An 18,935-nucleotide genomic window follows, 5' to 3' on the forward strand; every position below is an offset into this window, starting at 1 on the left:
CATTCCCCCGGACTAACATGCCATTTTTGATCCTTCGGTCCGCGCGCGCCGCGGCTCTTGCCCTGACAATAGCATCGACCCACGTCGTGCAGTCGGAGGTAACTATCTTTCCGGAATTATTCCCGACGTCCGACCTTGCCATCGACACGGGTTTTGGAATAACGGCCGAGCTCCCTTTCACCCTCGAGAGCCGCGACGGAGCCCTGGACACGGACTGGCAGCTTCTCCACGAGAATCCGGGGGACCCGTCCCTGGCTGGCACCCTCGGCCGGCTCAATGAATCGGTTGACGCGTTGCTCGAACTCATTCCCCGCCGGCATCTGTTCTCGGGCGGGGAATCCGGCGATGTAATCCGCGACTACGGCGGGGAGATGTACCAGGCAGGAAACAACCTGGCCTTGGATGACACCTATATCACCTACTCCGACAATACGGTCCGAACCATCTCCGCCGGCACCGGTAGCGCGACCTATTTCACCCGGAAGTTCGACGGTTTGTTCATCTTTTCAGCGGAACTGCGCGGAATCTCCAATTTCACCGTCTCGGGCTTCCTGAAGTCGTTCCGCGACGGCCCGGTCTCCACCGGGGAGTTCACGGTCGATTCGGAGGGCACCCGTTACCTGGCTTACGTCAAGCAGGTCCACGGAAACAACATTCCCACGGTCAATCACCTGATCCTGCTTCCGGATATGCCCGGCATCAGCCGCAGCGCCAGCGACAACCCCGCTTCCGACAATCACCAGATCGGTGGACTGCCCGCATCCACACCGATTCACCAGCTCGTTTTCTCCCAGCCGTCGGGCGGATACCTGGACCTCAGTGTTTTCAAGGCCATGGCCGGGCGCTACCTGGCGATGGCAAATGAGGCACCCGATTGGTTCGTGCCCCCTGCGCGCGGCGGCCGGCTGGCCCCATACGAATCCATCCCATTTCCCTGCAAACTCACCCCCGGCAATCTCCTGCCCGGTCAATACCAGACGCGGTTCACCGCCGCACCTGCCGGAAGCACCGCGGCCGAGGTGCCGCCGGAGGCCTGGCGAAAGGTGGAGATGAATGTCGCCGCTCCTGACTTCGCGCCGGAGCGAGGGATCGTGGACATCGGAACCCTCGTCAGCTTCAGCCCCGGTCCCATCGAGGTCCAGCTCCAGCCCACGGGTACTTCCCCGTTGCCGGACAACCTCTCGGTCACCAGCGACGCCCCATGGCTGTCCGCAACCCATCAAGCGGCCGGGAATGGCTCAATCCTCCTGGAAACTACATCCGCAGAACTTCCTGCCGGCACCTACCTTGCCACCGTTTCCGTCGCCAGCCCGACAACACGGAGGGAGATCACCGTGTTCCTTCGCGTCGCCCGGTTGAACATTACCCAGCTTTTGGCGGACCCCGTCCGTCCACTCATCTACGGGCTCGTTCCCAACGGCATCGACAATGGCGGCGTGGCGGTGATCGACACCGTTTCCCGCGGTATCATTGATTACATTCCCGCCGGCCGGAACCCGACCGACCTCGATCTTACCGAAGGCGCGGCGGAACTGCTGGTCTGCAACACCATCGACGCGTCGGTTTCGCGCATCGACCTGGCATCGCGGACGGTCACCGCCACCCATCCGCTGCCCGAATTCAGCCATGAGGTCGATTATTTCGGCGGCCGCGTGGCGGACGGACCGGGGAACATCATCTATTATCTGGACGAGCAACGCGGACCACGCCTGCGGGTTTTCGACACGTCCACCGGGACCGTGATCCAGACCCTGAGTTCTCTCAGCGGGGACTCGCCCGACCTTTCGGGTTTCCAGGGCTACGGCGACATCGTGGTTAGTCCCGATGGCTCGAAGCTCTTCGGCTGGTCGAAGTTTCTCTCCCCGTCGGGCGGCGGATACGGTGGAACACACGTGGTGCGCTTCGACATCGCGCCGGACGGCACCCTCGGAGGTTTCACCCGTGGCGCCGACTCCAACTCCGTCGCAACTCCCAATTTCCAGGGCTATCCCACCGAGACGCCCGCGATGATGACCGCCGACGGCACCGGCCTGTTCATCAAGGACCGTGAGGTGGATCAAACCGATCTTGATTTCCACCCTCTGGTCTTCCCCGCCGCGCTTTATTCCATCAGCCCGGGCGGTGAGCTCGGCGCAAGCACCACGCGGCTTTACCAGTCGGCTGATCCCGGAGGGCCCTACATCGACCTGGCCTCCTACACGTGGATCCAGGCCTTCACCCCGGACTATGCCTGGCATGTCAGCTTCAACCGGAGCACGGCAACCCTCGATTGGATCGACCTGCGGGTCACTCCGGGGCTGGACGCGATCGGCATCAGGGTTTTTCCCGCCGACGGAGCGACCGTGGCGCAGCCGTCTGAAGTTCGGTGGACCCCGGAGATCGACGTCCGGGAGTATCGTGTTTTCCTCGGCACCGACGCAGGCGCGGTGAGCGGGGCGACGTTTGAATCCCCCGAATTCATTGGAGTCTCCAACGGAGCCAGGTTCGCTTTGCCCGAGATGCTGGAACCGGATGGGGAATACTTCTGGCGGATCGACCATGTCCGTGCCGACGGCACGGTCGTCACAGGTACCACGAGGTCCTTTCACATATCACCGATCGTTCCGGCTTCGAGTTCCGTCCAAGGCACCACGGTGGCCGGGAACACCCGGCACCTCGAGACGATCTTGTTGGAGTCTCCCCAGTCCTCTGACTGGACCGCAACCTGCGGGGTTCCATGGATCTCATTCGCGGAGGATTCCGGCACCACTCCCGCGATTCTGACAATCCTGGTGGATGCCTCCCAACTTGCTCCCGGGAAGCAAGAGGCGGTGATCAACATTGGCAGCGGGGGAAATGCATTTGAACTGCCGCTGAAAATCGATGTCCGCCGGCCGACCTATATCATGGCGAAGCCCGATCCACGGCTCCCGCTCGTCTACGCCGTTTCCGAGGAATACAACTCAAGCCAGCCCTCGTTCCTGATGGTGATCGACGCCACTACGGGAACGATCACCGGTGCCGTTCCCGTCGGCCGCGAGGTTTCTGACATCGCTGTCCACCCGGACGAAAACCGGATCTACGTGGCCAACTGGAAAGCCGGCATCCTGCGCGCCATCGACCGGTCGACGCTCCGCGAGATCAGGACTTATGGCTTTGAACCGGTGACCGACATCTACAATGCCGCGAATGACGTCCGCCGCATCGCCGCCGGTCGATCCGGGCGACTGATGATCGAAGAAAACAAGATCCCGGGGAACCTGAAACTGATGGATACCGTGGATGGCACCATCGTCGCCAGCCTCGAGACCATGTCTGGAGGCGGGACCTTCGATCCCGCCGGGCGCTACTACTATCACGGCGACGTCAATGTCGGCACGGCCGCCCTCCACAAGATCGACACCGCGGGCGACTCGCTGGTGGAGGTCGCATCGTTCCGCGTAAGCGGAGCGTCCAACTACGGGTCAGTTCGCGTTCATTCCAGCCCCGACGGCTCGCGTTTCTACTGGAACGGTGGAATTTTCGATCCCGACCTTGCTCCCCTTCATGTGCTCACGGAGGAAGTGGTCGCCGCCACCTCCGGAGGCGAGGTCGTGTGTACCAACCGTTCCATTTACAACGGCTTCAACGGCCAGAAGCTCGCGGCTTCGCCCATGACCACCTACTTCCAGGTGATTGCAGGAGACGAGTCCACCTTGCTTTCGTTCGGCGGCGATTCGATCGCCAGGACCGACCTTGCCACGCTCGCGGGCCTACCGGACTGGAATCTCACCCCGTCAATTGCCAACGGCGCAACGGTCGTCGGGACCACCCAGACCCTCTCGTGGAGCCTCGAACCGTTCGCCTTTGCCTACGACGTCTATTTCGGAACCGATCCCGAAGCCCTCGCCAAAGCCGGACCGGGCGATGACTGCCATCTCGGACAGACCGGCGGCACCACCTGGACAGGGACGCTGCCGTCCTTGGATCTCGACGGAGACTACTACTGGCGGGTCGACACCCAAGGTTTCTCAGGAACCAAGACCGGCACCGTGTGGTCATTCAATGTCGCACCGATCGACGTGACGCCGAGGGCAGTGATGATCTCGGCACCGAACGGAACCCCGATCGCGCCCCAGTCCCTCGGCTTCGCCGGCCCGGGCGCCTGGTCGGCGACGACCTCCACCGCGTGGATCACCCTCGACACCACGTCCGGCACCACCGCCACCCCGCTCACGTTCCAGATCAATGCAGCGGGGCTTTCGAACACCACCCGCATCGGCTCGATCCGCATCGAGTCTGGCACTGACAGTTTCTTGATTCCCGTCACGCTCGACCTCTTCCAGATCAACGTCACCCAGCTCGCCCCGGACCCGAAAAGGCCGGTCGTTTATGGCATCAACTACCGGGACCCGTCGCAAGGCTCTTGCCACCTGCTCAAGCTGGACGGCACCAACGGCGATCTCCTCGGGGTGACCCGCCTCGGTTACAAGGTCAACGACATTGCCATCGATCCAAGCACCGACCGGCTCTATGCATCCAATACCGGGTATCCCGAAACCCGGGTCATCGACCTCGAGTCGTTCAGCGAACTTCCGCCGCTTTCACTCGGCACCGGGGTTTTCAAGCTGGAGGTTGACCCCATCCGCCAGCGGATCATCACGGAAAGCGAGCGGAGCCCGGCCGAGATCTCGATCTTCGACATCGGCACCGGACGCAAGCTGGGGTTCATCAACGAAAGTCCCGGCGGCGGGGTGCTCGACGCGTCCGGGAACTACTATTATCATACGATTTCCGGCTACAACGGGAAAATCAACAAGTACGACTTGTCCGTGACCCCGCCCGCGCTGGTCGCCGCCAGCGGTTCGACCTACGGAACCCGACTGCCGCTTCTCACCCACGACGGCCGGTTCATCGTCCAATTCGATACCGTTTATGACTCCGTCCTGAACGCCGGCCTCACGCTCCCCGATGACGTTTGGTCGCTCTCCCCGGGAAGCGAACTGGCGGTCGGCGAGAACATGATCTGGTGGCTCGACAGCGGCACTCCTGTCCGCGCTTTGCCTTTTGCCACCACGATATCGTCGTTCACCGGTGACAGTCGGCACCTGCTGCTCTACAACCCAGCGTCGCGTTCGTTTGCATCCCTCCCTCTCGACGAGATCACCGAGCTGCCAGGGCCGTGGCCCCACGACCGCCAGATCCTGGCCGGTTCACCGGCCGTCCTTCGCTGGACTGCCGTTCCGGACGCGGTTTCCTACTCGCTGGTGATCACCGACGGGCACTCGGGGGATCAGGTTTACAGCGGGCTCACCGATCCAAGCTTCGTCTTGCCCGATCCGCTGGCATTCGGTGAAACCTACACTTGGCGCGTCACCGCCCAACGCGCGTCTGCCCCGCCCCTCGAAGGCGCCGCCCTCGGTTTCTCAATCGCCTTTCCCCAAGGGCCGGGGGTCAGTGGTGTGTCCGGCCAGTCGGTTGCACTCGGCCCCCGTCACCTCCTGCTCGGATCCGACGGGAATGTCACGATGTCCGCCTTCGACCCGCAAACCGGTGTCTCCAGCCCCCTGGAGAATCTCACGATCCCGGGAAACTCCACCACCCATGCATTCGGGGTTCCGGCAACGATCGACAACGCCACGATTCACGTCGGCGCGTCGCAGTGGGACACGTCCACCCTCAACAACTGCGGTGCGGCCGTGCTTTTCAAGGCTGATGCCCTCGATCGCTTGCGTCCCCGGCTGTTCACCGCACCCTCGCCCGTCGCGAACCAGGCATTTGGCGGAAGCATCGCCGCCCAAGGAGATCTGCTGCTGGTCGGACCCATCACTGGCAACCAGTCGCTGCGCGGCAAGGTTTCCGCCTACCTCACCCACCCTGAGCGAGTCCTGCTCCAGGAAATCCAGCCCGCCGACTCGACACTCAACGACCGGTTCGGCAGGTCGATTGCGCTCGATGGCAACGTGGCGGTGATCTCATCGCCAGGATCGGGTACTTCCGCCACGCAGCGGCTGCCCGTGGCCTACGTCTTTACCCGCAGCACGGTGACCGGACAATGGACCCAGCGGCAGAAGTTGGCGCTCCCTGGGGCGGTCGCCAACAACGACGTGGCGAGCTCGATGGCCCTCGGTGATGACCTGTTGGCGATCAACAACACCAGCCGCGATGAGGTGATGGTCTTCACCCGCCGCCCCGACGACACCTTCATCCACCATTCGACGATCAACCGCACCGGGGTCCCGGACGCGACCAACCGTTTCGGCGCCAGCGTCGCCATTCATGGCGACTTGCTGATGATCGGCGATACCGGCGCACTGCCGGACGGTACCAATTCCCAAGGTGCCGTATTCACATTCCACCGGTCGGGGAATGGCTGGGTCGACGGGCCCGTCATCACACCGCAGGAGCTACGCACCGCCTTCGGCAGTTCCCTCGCCGTCCGGGACGGCTGGCTCCTCGCCGGCGGTGCCACAAGTTTCAGCGTCACTACCCCGGCATGGCTATTCCGGATCGATCCAACGGGAAACTTTTCCCCGACGCTTTCCGACCTGCCGTTCCAGGCCGCTCACGACCGGCCCTTCAGGTGGGAACTAACCGCCGGGGATCTCAACGGCAGCGACGGGATCACCCTGACGGCCCTGCAACTCCCGGCCTGGCTTTCCTTCACCGACCTCGGGGATGGCCGGGGCATTCTTTCCGGAATTCCCACCGCGGCACCGGGTTCAAACTTCGATCTCCAGTTCAAAGTGACGGACCCGTTCGGGGCCTCCGCGTACCGCAGCTCACGACTGACGCTCGTTGCCGGCAATGATCGCCCCACTGTCACCCTCACCCCGTCGAAGCTGGATCTGAAGGAAGGCGCAGAGCTCACCCTGATGGCATCTGCGTCGGGCACCGGTCCATTCTCCTGGCAGTGGCTGCGCGATGGCAATGATCTCCCGGGAGCCACCTCGGCGACATTCCAGCTTCCTGAAGCCTCGGTTACCGACGCGGGCGTCTACACCGCGGTCGCGACCAATGCCGCCGGCAGCACAGCCTCGACACCGGTCGCGGTGACAGTCGCCCCCGCCGACCGCTTCGCCGGTCCGTGGTCGACCTTCGGGAGCAATACCCGCCGCAGTGGATATCACCCGGCACGACTCGGCAACCACGTCTTCGTGCCTGCCTGGGAGGCCGCCGTCTCCGGCACCTACCCGCTGCTCCGACCGGTGATCGCGGACGGCAAGGTCTTCATCAATCACTCCCTTTTGAATGGAGGAGGAATCGCCTCGATCCAAGCACTCGACCTGATCACCGGAACTCCGGTCTGGGACACTGCCTTTGCAGGCACCGCGAGATCCAACCCACTTTCATGGCACGGGGGGCGTCTCTACTACCAGCAGACCAAGAGCGACGAAAGCCGGCTGTGGAGCCTGGATGCCGCCAATGGTGAAACGCTCTGGTCCTCCCCGTTCACCAGCCAGTCCTATTATTACGAGGCACCCGCTGCAACCGACGACGGGGTCTGGATGTGCGCCGGCTATGGATCCGGGATCTACGGCTTCGATCCGGATGGGACTCCCCGGTTTCAGGTCTCCTTGCCGCAATACAACCAGTGGACCCCGGCGGTCTCTGCGGGCCGCCTGTTTTCGTGGGTGAACGGAGTCCTCCGCGAGCATGACCCGCTTGAGGGCGCTGCAATGTGGTCGGCCTCCAGCGGCTGGACATGGTCCAGTTCGAACATCCCGGCATTCCAGGGCAACTCCGTGGTCACGGTCTGCCGCGAAGGAATTTGTTGTTTCGACCTGCAAACCCGTGCCGTGCGCTGGCGGATCGAGGGAATCTTCAGCGGCAGCCCCGCCGTAGCCGGGGATCGCGCCTTTGTGATCCGCGGCCAGAGGGTCGAAAGCTTCCGTTTGTCGGATGGCCAAGTGCAAAAGGTGTTCGAAGCAGGGGCCACCATCACCTCCGGCCAGCCATTGCTGTTGCAGGATCATCTGGCTATTGCCACCGCAGGGGAGACCTTCATTTTCGACCGGTCCACCGGCGATCCGGTCCAATCACTACCCATTGGAGGTCTGTTGAGTTACGCCGACGGCCACCTGCTCATCGCCGGTCCCGACGGTGTTCTCCGGGCCTATTTTGCAAACGCGGCACCCACGTTCAGCCCGGAAATCCCCACTGCCATCAATGCCGGGGCCGCCGCGGCTGACCTATTGTTGGATCTCACTCCATTTGCATCGGATCCCGATCCGGCGGATCGTCCAGTCTGGTCGATTGCCCAGGTGTCCCGACCTGGAATCTTCCGTGTCCTCGAGATCGATCCGGCACGCGGCGAACTATCGGTCGTTTACAATCCCTGGGAATCCGGCTCCTCGGAGGTGGTGATCCAAATCACCGACAACGCCGGCAACACCGCCCGATCCGCCCTGATATTCACCATTCCGCCCCATTCGGAGCCGACGCTCCGTCAGGCCGAAACGCTGATCCTCAACCGTCAGACCGGTTTGTTCGAACACACCATCACGGTGACCAACACCTCCGCGCGGGAAATCGCCGGTTTCGACCTATTCATCAGCGGTCTCCCAGACGGGGTCCAGCTGGTGAACGCGTCCGGTTCGGATGCAGGCACGTGGACCGTGGAGCATCGCCAACCGGTCGCCGCCGGTGCCACCGTGACGCTGGTCCTCGAGTATTTCTCCCCGGTCCGAGGAACGATCATCGAGCCCCGGGTTGAACTCGGCCAGGTTGCACAGCCGGCCCCCGACCCTGCGCCCGGGGAATCCGGTCTGGCGGTCGATCGCTGCGCTCTCGTTGCCGGCGGCCTCCTCATCGAGTTCTCCGCCATCCCCGGCGGGACTTACGAGATCCAGTACTGCGACAACACGGTGGACTGGAAATCATCACCAATCCTCATTCATGCGGCGGGCAACCGGGTGCAGTGGATCGACCGGGGACCGCCCCGCACCGACGCCCCTCCCGCCGACAAGACCTCGCGCTTCTACCGCGTTCTGGAAATCATTGCGGAAGAATGAGGCCCATCCCCACAACTCACGAGATTGTCCACCCCGCTGATCCTGCTGTCGGCACCGGTGTTCGCGGGCGACGCAAAGTCTCCCGCCGAATCGCAAGTGGGCTGGGAATGAACGTTTCCGGCCGGGCCGGCCGTGAGCAACGTCAGCACGCTCAAGGCCTTCAACCGTTTACCGCAGCGGCAGCTTCCTCCTTCCGTCCTTCGTGGGTGGCACGTCTGAAGCGCCCCCCCACCGGCAATGCAGGGAGCCACGACGAGCTCGATTACAACGGAGGTTACGTCCGCCAGGATGCGGGCACCACCATCGACGGCATCACTTGATTCTTGGGCTACGCTGTGTCCTCACATGTCCAAGGCGGACAACTGGCTTTCTCCGCCACCGGAACCAACAGAATCCCCTCCGGGAATCATTTGATGTGACCTCGGCAGGCCCAGCCTGCCGCGACCGCCTGCGTGGTTTTTCACCCCACCTCCAATTCGATGCCCGCGGTCCGCTCCGGCTTGCCGGATTCCGGCTCGGTTTCAGCGGCAGCTTCGACTTCACCGCGGTCGATCATTCCCTGTGCTTCTCCGACATCTCGGATAACCAGTTCCGCGCCGACGGCCGGCTCGACCCCGGAGATCGCGATGACCTCGGCGAGGTGATCCCGCCGCCGGCCCGTTGCCCGGTTCTTTCGCCGGATCCGCCCCCTTGTCGGCAATCTGCCCTCGCACCGGACTTACACCCCGATCCTGGTTTTCACCGATGCCGCGGGGTTCTTCAACCAAGTCTGGAGCTAGATCGACATCAACGTGGCCAGCATGACCATTGGCCCGACCTTGAACCGTCCTTCAGGGCCCTTCGACCTCAACGTCCGGGGCGAACTCCGCCTCAACATTTGCGACTGGAATGCCTGGCAATCCGAACGACCCGACGTTGCTTCTTCCGGGGCCATGACGACAGTTGCGAAGCGAGCGGAGGGTGACTCCGGCACCAGATTCCGCCCCGGACCCTACGCCCAGACCGATCTATCCTACAAAGTTGGGAATCACCTCGCGATCCGCTGTTTCTTCCGTCTCGACACCGCTAGGGAGTTCCGCGCCCAAGCCGACCCGAGTGCTTTCCAGATCGACCCTTGGGGATTCAGCATCGGATTCCAACTTCGCGACCAACTCACATGAACTCATTCTCCGACAACACCTCGCTTGAGCGCTTCGAGCGCCACGAGGACGGATTGCTGACTTTCGCAAGCTATCGGAAAGAAGGCGGCCTGCTGGTAATCCCCCACGTGGAAGTGGAACCGGCGCTGCGCGGGACCGGAGCCGCGGGACGGCTGATGGCCGACGTGCTCGCCTTTGCCCGCGCCGAAGGACTGAAAGTCCGGCCCCTCTGTGGCTATGCGGCGGCCTACATGCGGCGCCATCCCGGTACCCTCGACCTGTTGGAGTGAGCGCCGCTATCCCGCCTTGCCCACCTCCGGCGCGCTCGTCATGCTTCGCCCGCGCGCCCCATGAAAGTCAGCCCCTACAAGCGTTTGGAGAAAGCCTTCAAACGCGCTTACCTCAAGCCACTTACGCTCATCCGATACGGCACCCTGAAGCCGGAGCGGGCGAAGCTCCACGGCAGCAGCCACTGGATCTACATCGATGCCGGCGACCCCTGCGCGCTCAAGAAGGTCGTCGAGGAGCCGCTGCGCGGCAAGGTCTCGGAAAACCTCGTGTTCTGGCGCGACTTCAACCGCCACCTCCACCCGGACATCATCGTCGATGTCGGACTCAATTACGGCGAATGCATGTTCGGCACCGACTATGAGTCGAACGCCCGCCTTTTCGGCTTCGAGGCCAACCCGCGGCTGATCCCGCACCTCGAAAAGAGCAAATCGGGGCACCCTGCCGGCGAGCGGATGACGATCACCAACTGTCTCGTTTCCGATGCTCCGGCGGAGAACATCCCGTTCTTCGTCAACCCCGACTGGAGCGGCAGCTCGTCCGCGGTGAAGGAAATGAACGACCGCCCGCAATCGCTGGAGTTCAAGCTGCCCGCCCGCACCATCGACTCGGTCGTGCCGCTCGACGATGCGCGGGGCAAGACGCTGCTCTTCAAGATGGACATCGAGGGCTACGAAAGCAAAGCCCTCCGCGGTTTCGTCGAAACCCTCGCCGCCGTCGGCCGCTCGGTCGGGTTCATCGAGTTCGACGCCCAGTACATTACTTGGGCCGGCCAGTCACCAATGGAATACCTCGGCTGGCTCCAGCAGCGCTTCCACACCTACCGCGTCGCCAGCATCAAGACCAAGACCCTCAAGCGGGTCGATGGCTTCGCATCCCTGCCCAAGCTTCACGGTGACCCGAACCGCGTCCACACCGACCTCGTGCTCGTCGGAAAGCAGTCGCCGGACGGTTGGCTCGCCCCGGAGTGGACCATCGTCGAATCAAGCCCGGCCAAAGCGTGATTCCCGAGCTTCCCGCTGCCACCCTCGCCGAGGTCGTGTCACTGGCCGACGACCTCGACGCCCTGTTGACCCGCAAGCCGCGGACCACCTCCTCCCCGTTCGACCAGCGCCGCCGGGACCTCCTCGCCGCCCATCTGGGCCGCAGCCCGGGAGACACCATCGAACCGCTGACCTGCATCGGCGACAGCAACACGATGTTCTTCGCCGGCGCGGAACGCCTGCGCTTCATCCGCTACCGTCGCAGTGCCCTCTGGAAACCGCACTGGATCAACCGCGGCCTCGACCTCCTGCCCTGCTTCCGCGTCTTCCACGTCGGCCCGGCGACTGCCTGGAAAGCCGGCGACCCCGGTTCCTCGACCCGCTCGCGCGAGAAAATCGAGATCCTCCTGAAGAAGGATGTGAAGCCGGGCAGCAAGGTCCTGCTGTCCTTCGGCGAAATCGATTGTCGCATCCACATGGCCAAGGCGGTGCTCGCCGGCAAGCCGGTCGAGGATGTCGTCGCCAAGACCGCGGCGAAGTTCATCAAGCTTCCGCAGGCGATCGCCGCCCGTGGCTTCAAGCCCGTCGTCTGGGGCCCGCCCCAGATCATCCCCAAGGAGGAGAAGCTCACCAGCCCGACCTTCCCCTTCATCGGACCGTGGAGCCTGCGCCGAGACATCACTTACGCCTACATCGAGCAACTCCGCGCGCACTGCTCCGATTCCGGCATCTCCTTCATCGCGCTGTCCGGCCTCTATCACGAGCCAATGGAAATGGCCGACCGCGAGCTCTTCCACGACGGCACCCACTTGTCCCAGCGCCTGATGCCGCTGGCGCTGGCGGAGCTTGAGAAGGCCGGCGTGCTCACTTTTAAATGACGAATCCGGAATTCCCGAATGTCGAATGAAGTGTCGGCAAGAGTGATTCCCAATCCTTCCCCGCACGACATCCGTCCTTCGTAGATTCATCATTCTCCCCGGGTGCTTTTCAATTCCTACACCTTCCTGCTGTTGTTCCTTCCACTCACGGTGGTGGTGTTCATGCTGCTACGGAGAGCACCGTACCGCGCGGGGGTGTGCTGGCTGGTGACGATGAGCCTGGTCTACTACGGCTGGTGGAATCCCGCAGACCTCTGGATCATCGGGGCATCCTGCATCGGCAATTTCCTTTTCGGCCGCTACCTCGCCGGACACAAGGGAAGCGGCACCGGCAAGGCGATGCTCACCTTCGGGGTGACCGCGAACCTCGCCTTGTTGGGCTACTACAAGTACGCCGGCCTGTTCGCGAAGAGCTTCGCCGCCCTCGGCGGGGAGACCTCGACCTTCGCCTCCATCGCGCTGCCGCTCGGCATCTCGTTCTTCACCTTCCAGCAGGTCGCCTACCTGGTCGATGCTTTCCGCGGCGAAACCGAGGAGTATCACTTCACCGACTACCTGCTTTTCGTCACCTTCTTCCCCCAGCTCGTCGCAGGACCGATCGTCCACCACCAGGAGATGATGCCGCAGTTCCGCAAGCCGTGGACCGGCTGGCACCGTCATTTTCCGGTCGCCCTCGGCTTCCTGGCCATCGGGATGTTCAAGAAGGTGGTCATCGCCGACAACGCCGCGCTGGTCGCCAATCCGCTGTTCCATTTCGCCGCCCACGGCGACCGGCCCCTGACCATCATCGAGGCCTGGATCGCCGCGACCTCCTACGGCCTGCAGATCTATTTCGACTTCTCCGGCTACTCCGACATGGCCATCGGCGCCGCACGGTTGTTCGGGATCCGCCTGCCGGTGAACTTCGCCTCGCCCTACAAGTCCGCCTCGATCACCGAGTTCTGGCGCCGCTGGCACATCACGCTTTCACGCTTCCTGCGCGATTACCTCTACATCCCGCTCGGTGGCAACCGCCGCGGCAAGGTCCGGCGCTATGGCAACCTGCTCATCACCATGTTGCTCGGCGGCTTGTGGCACGGCGCCGGCTGGACTTTCCTGATCTGGGGTGGCCTGCACGGCCTGTTCCTGTGCGTTCACCACGCCTGGTCTGCATTCCGCAAGAGAGCCGGCCGCGCACCGCTGCCCCGCCCGCTCGGCATCGCGCTGACCTTCCTGGTCGTGATGGCCGCCTGGGTGCCGTTCCGTGCCGGCAGCCTGGAACTCGCCGACAGCGGCACCACCGGCCAGGCGCTCGCCGCCACACGCTCGATCCTCGCCTCGATGTTCGGCATCGAAGGCCTCACCGGCTGGCCGGAAAAGGCGAACCGGATCGTCGCCACCGCCGCCCCGCTGCGGTTGTTGCCCGCCCTCCTCGCCTGCTGGTTCCTGCCCAACACCCAGGAGTTCTTCCGCCGCTACCGGCCCGCCCTCTTCGACCACACCCGCGACAGCCCGCCGCGGTTCCCGAACCGCCGCCTCCAGTGGCGGCCGACCTGGCCCTATGCCCTGGCGACCGTCCTGCTCATCATTGCCGTCGGACTGCAGTTCGACAAGGTAAGCGAGTTCATTTATTTCCAGTTCTAACAATTGAAGCCGCTCCGCCGCTACCAGACCTTCTTCCTGCTGCTCCTCCTCGGCGCAGCATTCGGCGGGGTGTGGTTCAACACCTGGGTCAACCCGTGGCGGGTCACGCCGGCGCCATGGACCTCCCGCGCCCTCGAACCCTACCGGGCGATCGACAAGGACTGGAGTCGCACCGCGAAAGCCGGTCTCGCCCGGTCCGCAGCCTGGGACGCGGCGATGTTCGGTTCGTCGCGCGTCGACATCGGGCTGGATCCCGCGCATCCCGCATTCGACGGCATGCGCTGCGTCAACCTCGGTCTCAACGCGGGGCTGCTCGACCAGAACCACGCGATCTTCCGCTACTTCATCGAAGCACAATCCCCTAAACTCGTCGTACTCGCCATCGACGCCAGCGACCTCACCACCCCCCTGCCGCGCCAGAACCCGACCGACTTCTCGTTCTCCCCGCTGGCGACCGGCGGCGACCCGATCGAACGCGCCCTTCTCTACCGGGCGGGGATCTCCACCTTGGCAGCATCGTCCGCAACCGTCTCGCGGGCCATCCGCCACCAGCCCGCCGACCACACACCCCGGGGATTCCGCCGTGACACGCCGTTCCCCGACGACCAGCGCCGCCTGATCTCGTCGCTCTACCTCTCCACCACCGTCCAGATGGCGAGGAACCACATCCGGCACGGCGATCTGACACCTGCGAAAGTGGCGATGGTCGAGGAGATCGTGACAACCTGCCAGGAACGGGGGATCCGCCTCGTCATCTTCTTCACCCCCAACCATGCGCTGTTCCAGCTCGCCTTCCGCGAAATGGAAGATCCCGACCCCTACTTCGAGAAGGACCGCCGCGCCCTCGCTGAAATCGCCGCCCGGGCCAACGCCACCCGGCCGGACGCCCCGCCGGTGGAGGTCTGGGATTTCCTCGACGGCCATCCGCTCAACTCCCCGCCGCTGCCGCCGGCCGATGAAAAGGGCGCCCATCTCGACGGATGGATCGATCTCTTCCACGCCACCCCCGCGATCGGGAACCGCATGCTCGACCGTCTCTCCGGAAGCGGCGACTACGGAGTCATGCTCACTCCCGACAACATCGGACCCCGGATCGCGGCCGTTCGCGGTCAGCTGGAGGACTACGCCCGCCGCCATCCCGATGACCTCGCCTTCCTGCGCGCGGCGCTCGCAAAATTCGAATCCCGCAAGAAACCGTGACCCGAGCCGTCGTCGCCATGATCAAGGGAGGGCTGGGAAACCAGCTCTTCGCCTACGCCGCCGCCCGCGCCTATGCCATCCGCACCGGCCGCGACCTGTGGATCGACGAGGTTTCCGGCTACACCCGCGACGGCTACGGCCGCTCATACCGGCTCGACCGCTTCCCGGTGGCCGGAACTCCCGCCGCACCACGCTGGCGACTCGGTGACCCGAAGGGGATCCGCCACAAGGGCATCCGAACCCTGAACAAGCTGCTGCCGAACCCGCTGAAGTCCTATCTGGCCGAGGAGGCCGACCAGACGGAGACGCAGCTCACCGGCTTCATCAGCACCCGCCAGGTCGTCCGCCTGAACGGCTACTGGCAGAGCGAGAAATACTTCTTCGAGCGCTCGTCCACCATCCGCAAGGAACTCACTCCCCCGCCCTTTGCCGATGGCCCGGACGCCGACCTCGAGGCCGAGCTCGAATCCACCCCGTCGGTGTTCATCCACATCCGCCGCGACCGCTACAGCCCGCGGCTCGGATCCGGCTACTATGAATCCAGTATCGGCTCCGCGCTTTCGATGCTCGGCGGCTGCCGCTTCCACGTCTTCGGCGACGATCCCGAATGGGCCCGCCGCTACCTCGACTTCCAGGGAGCCCCGGTGACCTATCACGGTAACGACGGCAGCGACGAAATGCGCGACTTCAAACTGATGGCGGCTTGCCGTCATGCGATCGTCGCGAACAGCTCGTTCAGCTGGTGGGCGGCCTGGCTCCGCCGCCACGCCGACAAGCGGGTGTGGACCCCGAACGACCCCGGCTGGCCGCTCAAGCCGGCGTCGGAATGGACCAAGGTCCCAAACCGGCTGGAGCACTAGCTCCCCGCCACCCGGCCTCCGGTTTCCTGGTCCCTTTCCCCAACGGTCGTCGGCGCGAGAATGCAAAAAACGTCCGGAGTTGCCTCCGGACGTTTTTCAAAATCGGTCGATCCCGTGGAGATCAGCGCGAGTAAAGTTCGACGATCAGCTGCTCGTTGACGATCGGATTGATGTCCGCGCGGTCCGGCATGCGGGAAACGCTGCCTTCGAGGGCTTCCTTGTCGAGGGTGAGCCAATCGACCAGCGGGGACGACTGGGTCAGGTCCAGCATGCGCAGGGCAAGCTGCTGGGCGGAAGGCTTGGCGGCGATCTTGATCTTGTCGCCCGGCTTCACCTGGAAGCTGGCGATGTCGACGCGGCGGCCGTTCACCAGCACGTGGCCGTGATTGACCAGCTGGCGGGCAGCCTGGCGGCTGTTGCCGAAGCCGAGGCGGTAGCAGACGTTGTCGAGACGGGTCTCGAGGAGCTGGAGCAGGATCTCGCCGGTGATGCCACGGCGGCGGGCTGCTTCCTCGTAGTAACCGCGGAACTGCTTTTCAAGGACGCCGTATTGGAAGCGGAGCTTCTGCTTTTCGCCAAGAGCGATCGAGTAATCGCTCTTCTTCTTGCGGCCGGCGCGCAGGCCATGCTGGCCCGGCGGGAAGCTGCGGCGCTCAAGGGCCTTCGAGGAACCGAAGAGTGCCACGCCGAAACGGCGGCTGAGCTTGGTGGTGGGTCCGGTGTAACGAGCCATGATCTTCTGAGAATTCGATTAAACGCGGCGGGCCTTCTTCGGGCGGCAACCGTTGTGCGGGATGGGAGTGACGTCCTTGATGGCAAGGAGGTCGATGCCGAGGGCCTGCACGGCGCGAACCGCGGACTCACGGCCGGAACCGGGGCCCTTGACGCGGACTTCGGCTTCCTTGAGGCCGTGACCCATGGCCTGGCGGCAGGCATCCTGGGAAACCACCTGGGCGGCGTAAGCGGTGCTCTTGCGGGAGCCCTTGAAGCCCATCTTGCCGGCGCTCGACCAGCCGAGCGTGTTGCCGTTGGAATCGGTCACGCTGACGATGGTGTTGTTGAAGGTGGCGGTCACATGGACGATGCCACGGGAGATGTTCTTCGAACCCTTGGCCTTGTGGATCTTGATCTGGGTCTCTTCGGAACCAGCGATCTCGGCAAAGATGTCGCGCTTCTTGTCGTCCTTCTTGGGAGCCTCCTCGGTCGCGGCGGGCGCGGGAGTCTCGGCGGCGGGTGCAGCCGGGGTGGCAGCGGCCTCCGGTGCCGCGGCGGCTTCCGGTGCCGGTGTGTTGGTTTCTTCGTCAGCCATTTCGGGAAAAAAGTTGGTCGTTCAAGCGCCGCTTACTTCTTCACGCCGACGGTGCGGCGCTTGCCCTTGCGGGTACGGGCGTTGGTGCGGGTGCGCTGGCCACGGACGGGCAAGCCGCGCTTGTGGCGGATCCCGCGGTAGCAGTTGATGGAGGTGAGGCGCTTGAGCTGGACCTGCTTCTCACGGCGGAGGTCGCCTTCGATGATGATGCCCTGGCTCTGGATCACGGTGGCGATCTTCACGAGCTGATCCTCGGTCAACTGACCGGTGCGGATGTCCGGATCGATGCCGGATTGCTCAAGGATACGAGCAGCGGTCGTGGTGCCGACGCCGTACATATACTGCAGCGACGCTTCGATGCGCTTCTCGTTTGGGATTTCAATGCCGAAAATACGTGCCATGTGATGCTGTGGTGAGCGAGTGTCCTCCGCTTCGCGGAACCGTTTGAATTGTGCTGGTCCCCTGCTGGCGGGCGGGCTGTTTAGCAGACGCGCCCCCTCTGGCAAGCGGGAAATGGATTTTTTCCAGTGATAATCAATGCCCCCGGATGCGGATCGAACGGAACCAGACTTCGTCGCCATGGTCCTGGAGCAGGATATGGCCGGCGGCCGGACCTGCAAAGCCGTCGACCTTGGCAAATTTGCTGTCTTTTTTCAGTCCCGGCCAGTCGGTGCCTTCGATGTCGATCTTCACCACCTGCTTGCCGTTGAGCCAGTGCTCGAGCACGGTGCCCTTGGCCACGATCCTGGAATGATTCCATTCACCCGGCGGCTTGAGTGCCTTGTCCTTGGCAGCCGGCACGATCTCATAAAGCGAGGCCGCCGAGGTGTCGGCAACCTTGCCGTTCGGATGCCCGGTATCATCCAGAACTTGATATTCAGGACCAAGCCAGCCCCCGGCGGTCTTCTGGACCCGGTACTTCACGCCGCTGTTGGCGCCCTTGGCGACCTTCCAGTCGAACTCGAGCTCGAAGTCGGTGAATTCCTTCTCGCTGATGAGATCCCCCGCCTTTCCGGCGCGGTGGATGCTACCCTCCTCGACTTTCCATCCTTCACCCGGCTTGCCGCCGGTGGCGGAAGTCCAACCGGACAAGGTCTTCCCGTCGAACAATGAAATCCACGCCGGCTCCTCGGCCGTTGCAGCACCCACCATCAATCCCGCGATCACGATTTCTCTCAACATGCCGACAGGCTAACGCTGCCAATTTGTCTGACAAGTCGCATTCCCTTCATCCGCCTCGACAAAACGAAGTGCTCCCTTAGCTTCGCTGAAATTCCGCAAACCGCCCGATTACATGGAAGAAGCCATCCCCGCCACGGAACCCGCCGCGCCCCCCCTCTCCGACCACCAGCTCCCGCCCGACGACGTGGCGGCCATCGACCAGCTCGGAAAAACCTACGCCGCCCTCCGCGCGGAACTCGGCAAGGCGATCATCGGCCAGGAAAAAGTCATCGAGCAACTCGCCATCTGCCTCTTCGCCCGCGGCCATGCGCTCCTGATGGGCGTGCCCGGGCTGGCCAAGACCCTGCTGGTTTCTTCCGTCGCCAAGACCTTTGACCTGACCTTCAACCGCATCCAGTTCACGCCTGACCTGATGCCGGCCGACATCACCGGCACCGACATCATCCAGGAGTCCGGCGTCGGCGGCCGCCGCGAATTCGAGTTCGTGAAAGGCCCGGTATT

12 protein-coding genes are annotated in these 18,935 nt (G+C 63.7%); 8 read left to right on the forward strand and 4 right to left on the reverse strand.

From position 1 onward, the window contains the following. The first annotated feature begins 17 nt into the window (after positions 1 to 17). The 7 genes from IG178_RS05805 to IG178_RS05835 all read left to right on the forward strand — a co-directional run bounded on the left by IG178_RS05805 (position 18) and on the right by IG178_RS05835 (position 15,943). Positions 18 to 8,972, forward strand: coding sequence for an outer membrane protein assembly factor BamB family protein (locus IG178_RS05805; RefSeq protein WP_193211579.1), 8,955 nt, complete (start codon positions 18 to 20; stop codon positions 8,970 to 8,972). Between the two features lie 1,156 nt (positions 8,973 to 10,128). Then, a complete protein-coding gene (locus IG178_RS05810; RefSeq protein ID WP_193211580.1) occupies positions 10,129 to 10,401 on the forward strand; it encodes a GNAT family N-acetyltransferase in 273 nt (90 codons plus the stop codon). Between the two features lie 60 nt (positions 10,402 to 10,461). Continuing rightward, the gene (locus tag IG178_RS05815) at positions 10,462 to 11,403 is read left to right on the forward strand and encodes an FkbM family methyltransferase (RefSeq protein WP_193211581.1); all 942 of its coding nucleotides are present in this window, start codon (positions 10,462 to 10,464) and stop codon (positions 11,401 to 11,403) included. After that, positions 11,400 to 12,260, forward strand: a complete 861-nt coding sequence (locus IG178_RS05820) for a hypothetical protein (RefSeq protein ID WP_193211582.1) — start codon at positions 11,400 to 11,402, stop codon at positions 12,258 to 12,260. Before IG178_RS05815 ends, IG178_RS05820 begins: the two co-directional genes overlap by 4 nt. A 102-nt stretch (positions 12,261 to 12,362) precedes the next feature. Next, positions 12,363 to 13,883, forward strand: coding sequence for an MBOAT family O-acyltransferase (locus IG178_RS05825; protein WP_193211583.1), 1,521 nt, complete (start codon positions 12,363 to 12,365; stop codon positions 13,881 to 13,883). A gap of 3 nt (positions 13,884 to 13,886) precedes the next feature. After that, positions 13,887 to 15,083 carry a hypothetical protein gene (locus tag IG178_RS05830; protein WP_193211584.1) on the forward strand — a complete coding sequence of 399 codons (1,197 nt, stop codon included), beginning with the start codon at positions 13,887 to 13,889 and terminating at the stop codon, positions 15,081 to 15,083. Further along, on the forward strand, positions 15,080 to 15,943 hold the full coding sequence (locus IG178_RS05835; RefSeq protein ID WP_193211585.1) for an alpha-1,2-fucosyltransferase: 864 nt from the start codon (positions 15,080 to 15,082) through the stop codon (positions 15,941 to 15,943). The genes IG178_RS05830 and IG178_RS05835 overlap by 4 nt, the downstream gene beginning before the upstream one ends. A gap of 121 nt (positions 15,944 to 16,064) precedes the next feature. On the opposite strand, the gene rpsD is transcribed toward IG178_RS05835, so the two are convergent. The 4 genes from rpsD to IG178_RS05855 form a co-directional block, all read right to left on the reverse strand. Continuing rightward, complete coding sequence (gene rpsD, locus IG178_RS05840) at positions 16,065 to 16,676, reverse strand: 30S ribosomal protein S4 (protein WP_193211586.1); 612 nt, start codon at positions 16,674 to 16,676, stop codon at positions 16,065 to 16,067. An 18-nt stretch (positions 16,677 to 16,694) separates the two neighbouring features. Then, positions 16,695 to 17,252, reverse strand: a complete 558-nt coding sequence (gene rpsK, locus IG178_RS26140; protein ID WP_343225932.1) for a 30S ribosomal protein S11 — start codon at positions 17,250 to 17,252, stop codon at positions 16,695 to 16,697. 32 nt (positions 17,253 to 17,284) lie between these two features. Further along, positions 17,285 to 17,653 carry a 30S ribosomal protein S13 gene (rpsM, locus tag IG178_RS05850; protein WP_193211587.1) on the reverse strand — a complete coding sequence of 123 codons (369 nt, stop codon included), beginning with the start codon at positions 17,651 to 17,653 and terminating at the stop codon, positions 17,285 to 17,287. Positions 17,654 to 17,786: 133 nt separating this feature from the next. Then, the gene (locus IG178_RS05855; RefSeq protein ID WP_193211588.1) at positions 17,787 to 18,434 is read right to left on the reverse strand and encodes a 3-keto-disaccharide hydrolase; all 648 of its coding nucleotides are present in this window, start codon (positions 18,432 to 18,434) and stop codon (positions 17,787 to 17,789) included. A gap of 112 nt (positions 18,435 to 18,546) precedes the next feature. Here IG178_RS05855 and IG178_RS05860 point away from each other — a divergent pair. Beyond that, a partial coding sequence (locus IG178_RS05860; protein ID WP_193211589.1) for an AAA family ATPase occupies positions 18,547 to 18,935 on the forward strand: 389 nt, incomplete at its 3' end.

Source organism: Neoluteolibacter marinus (genome assembly GCF_014904755.1).
Classification (GTDB): domain Bacteria; phylum Verrucomicrobiota; class Verrucomicrobiia; order Verrucomicrobiales; family Akkermansiaceae; genus Haloferula; species Haloferula marina.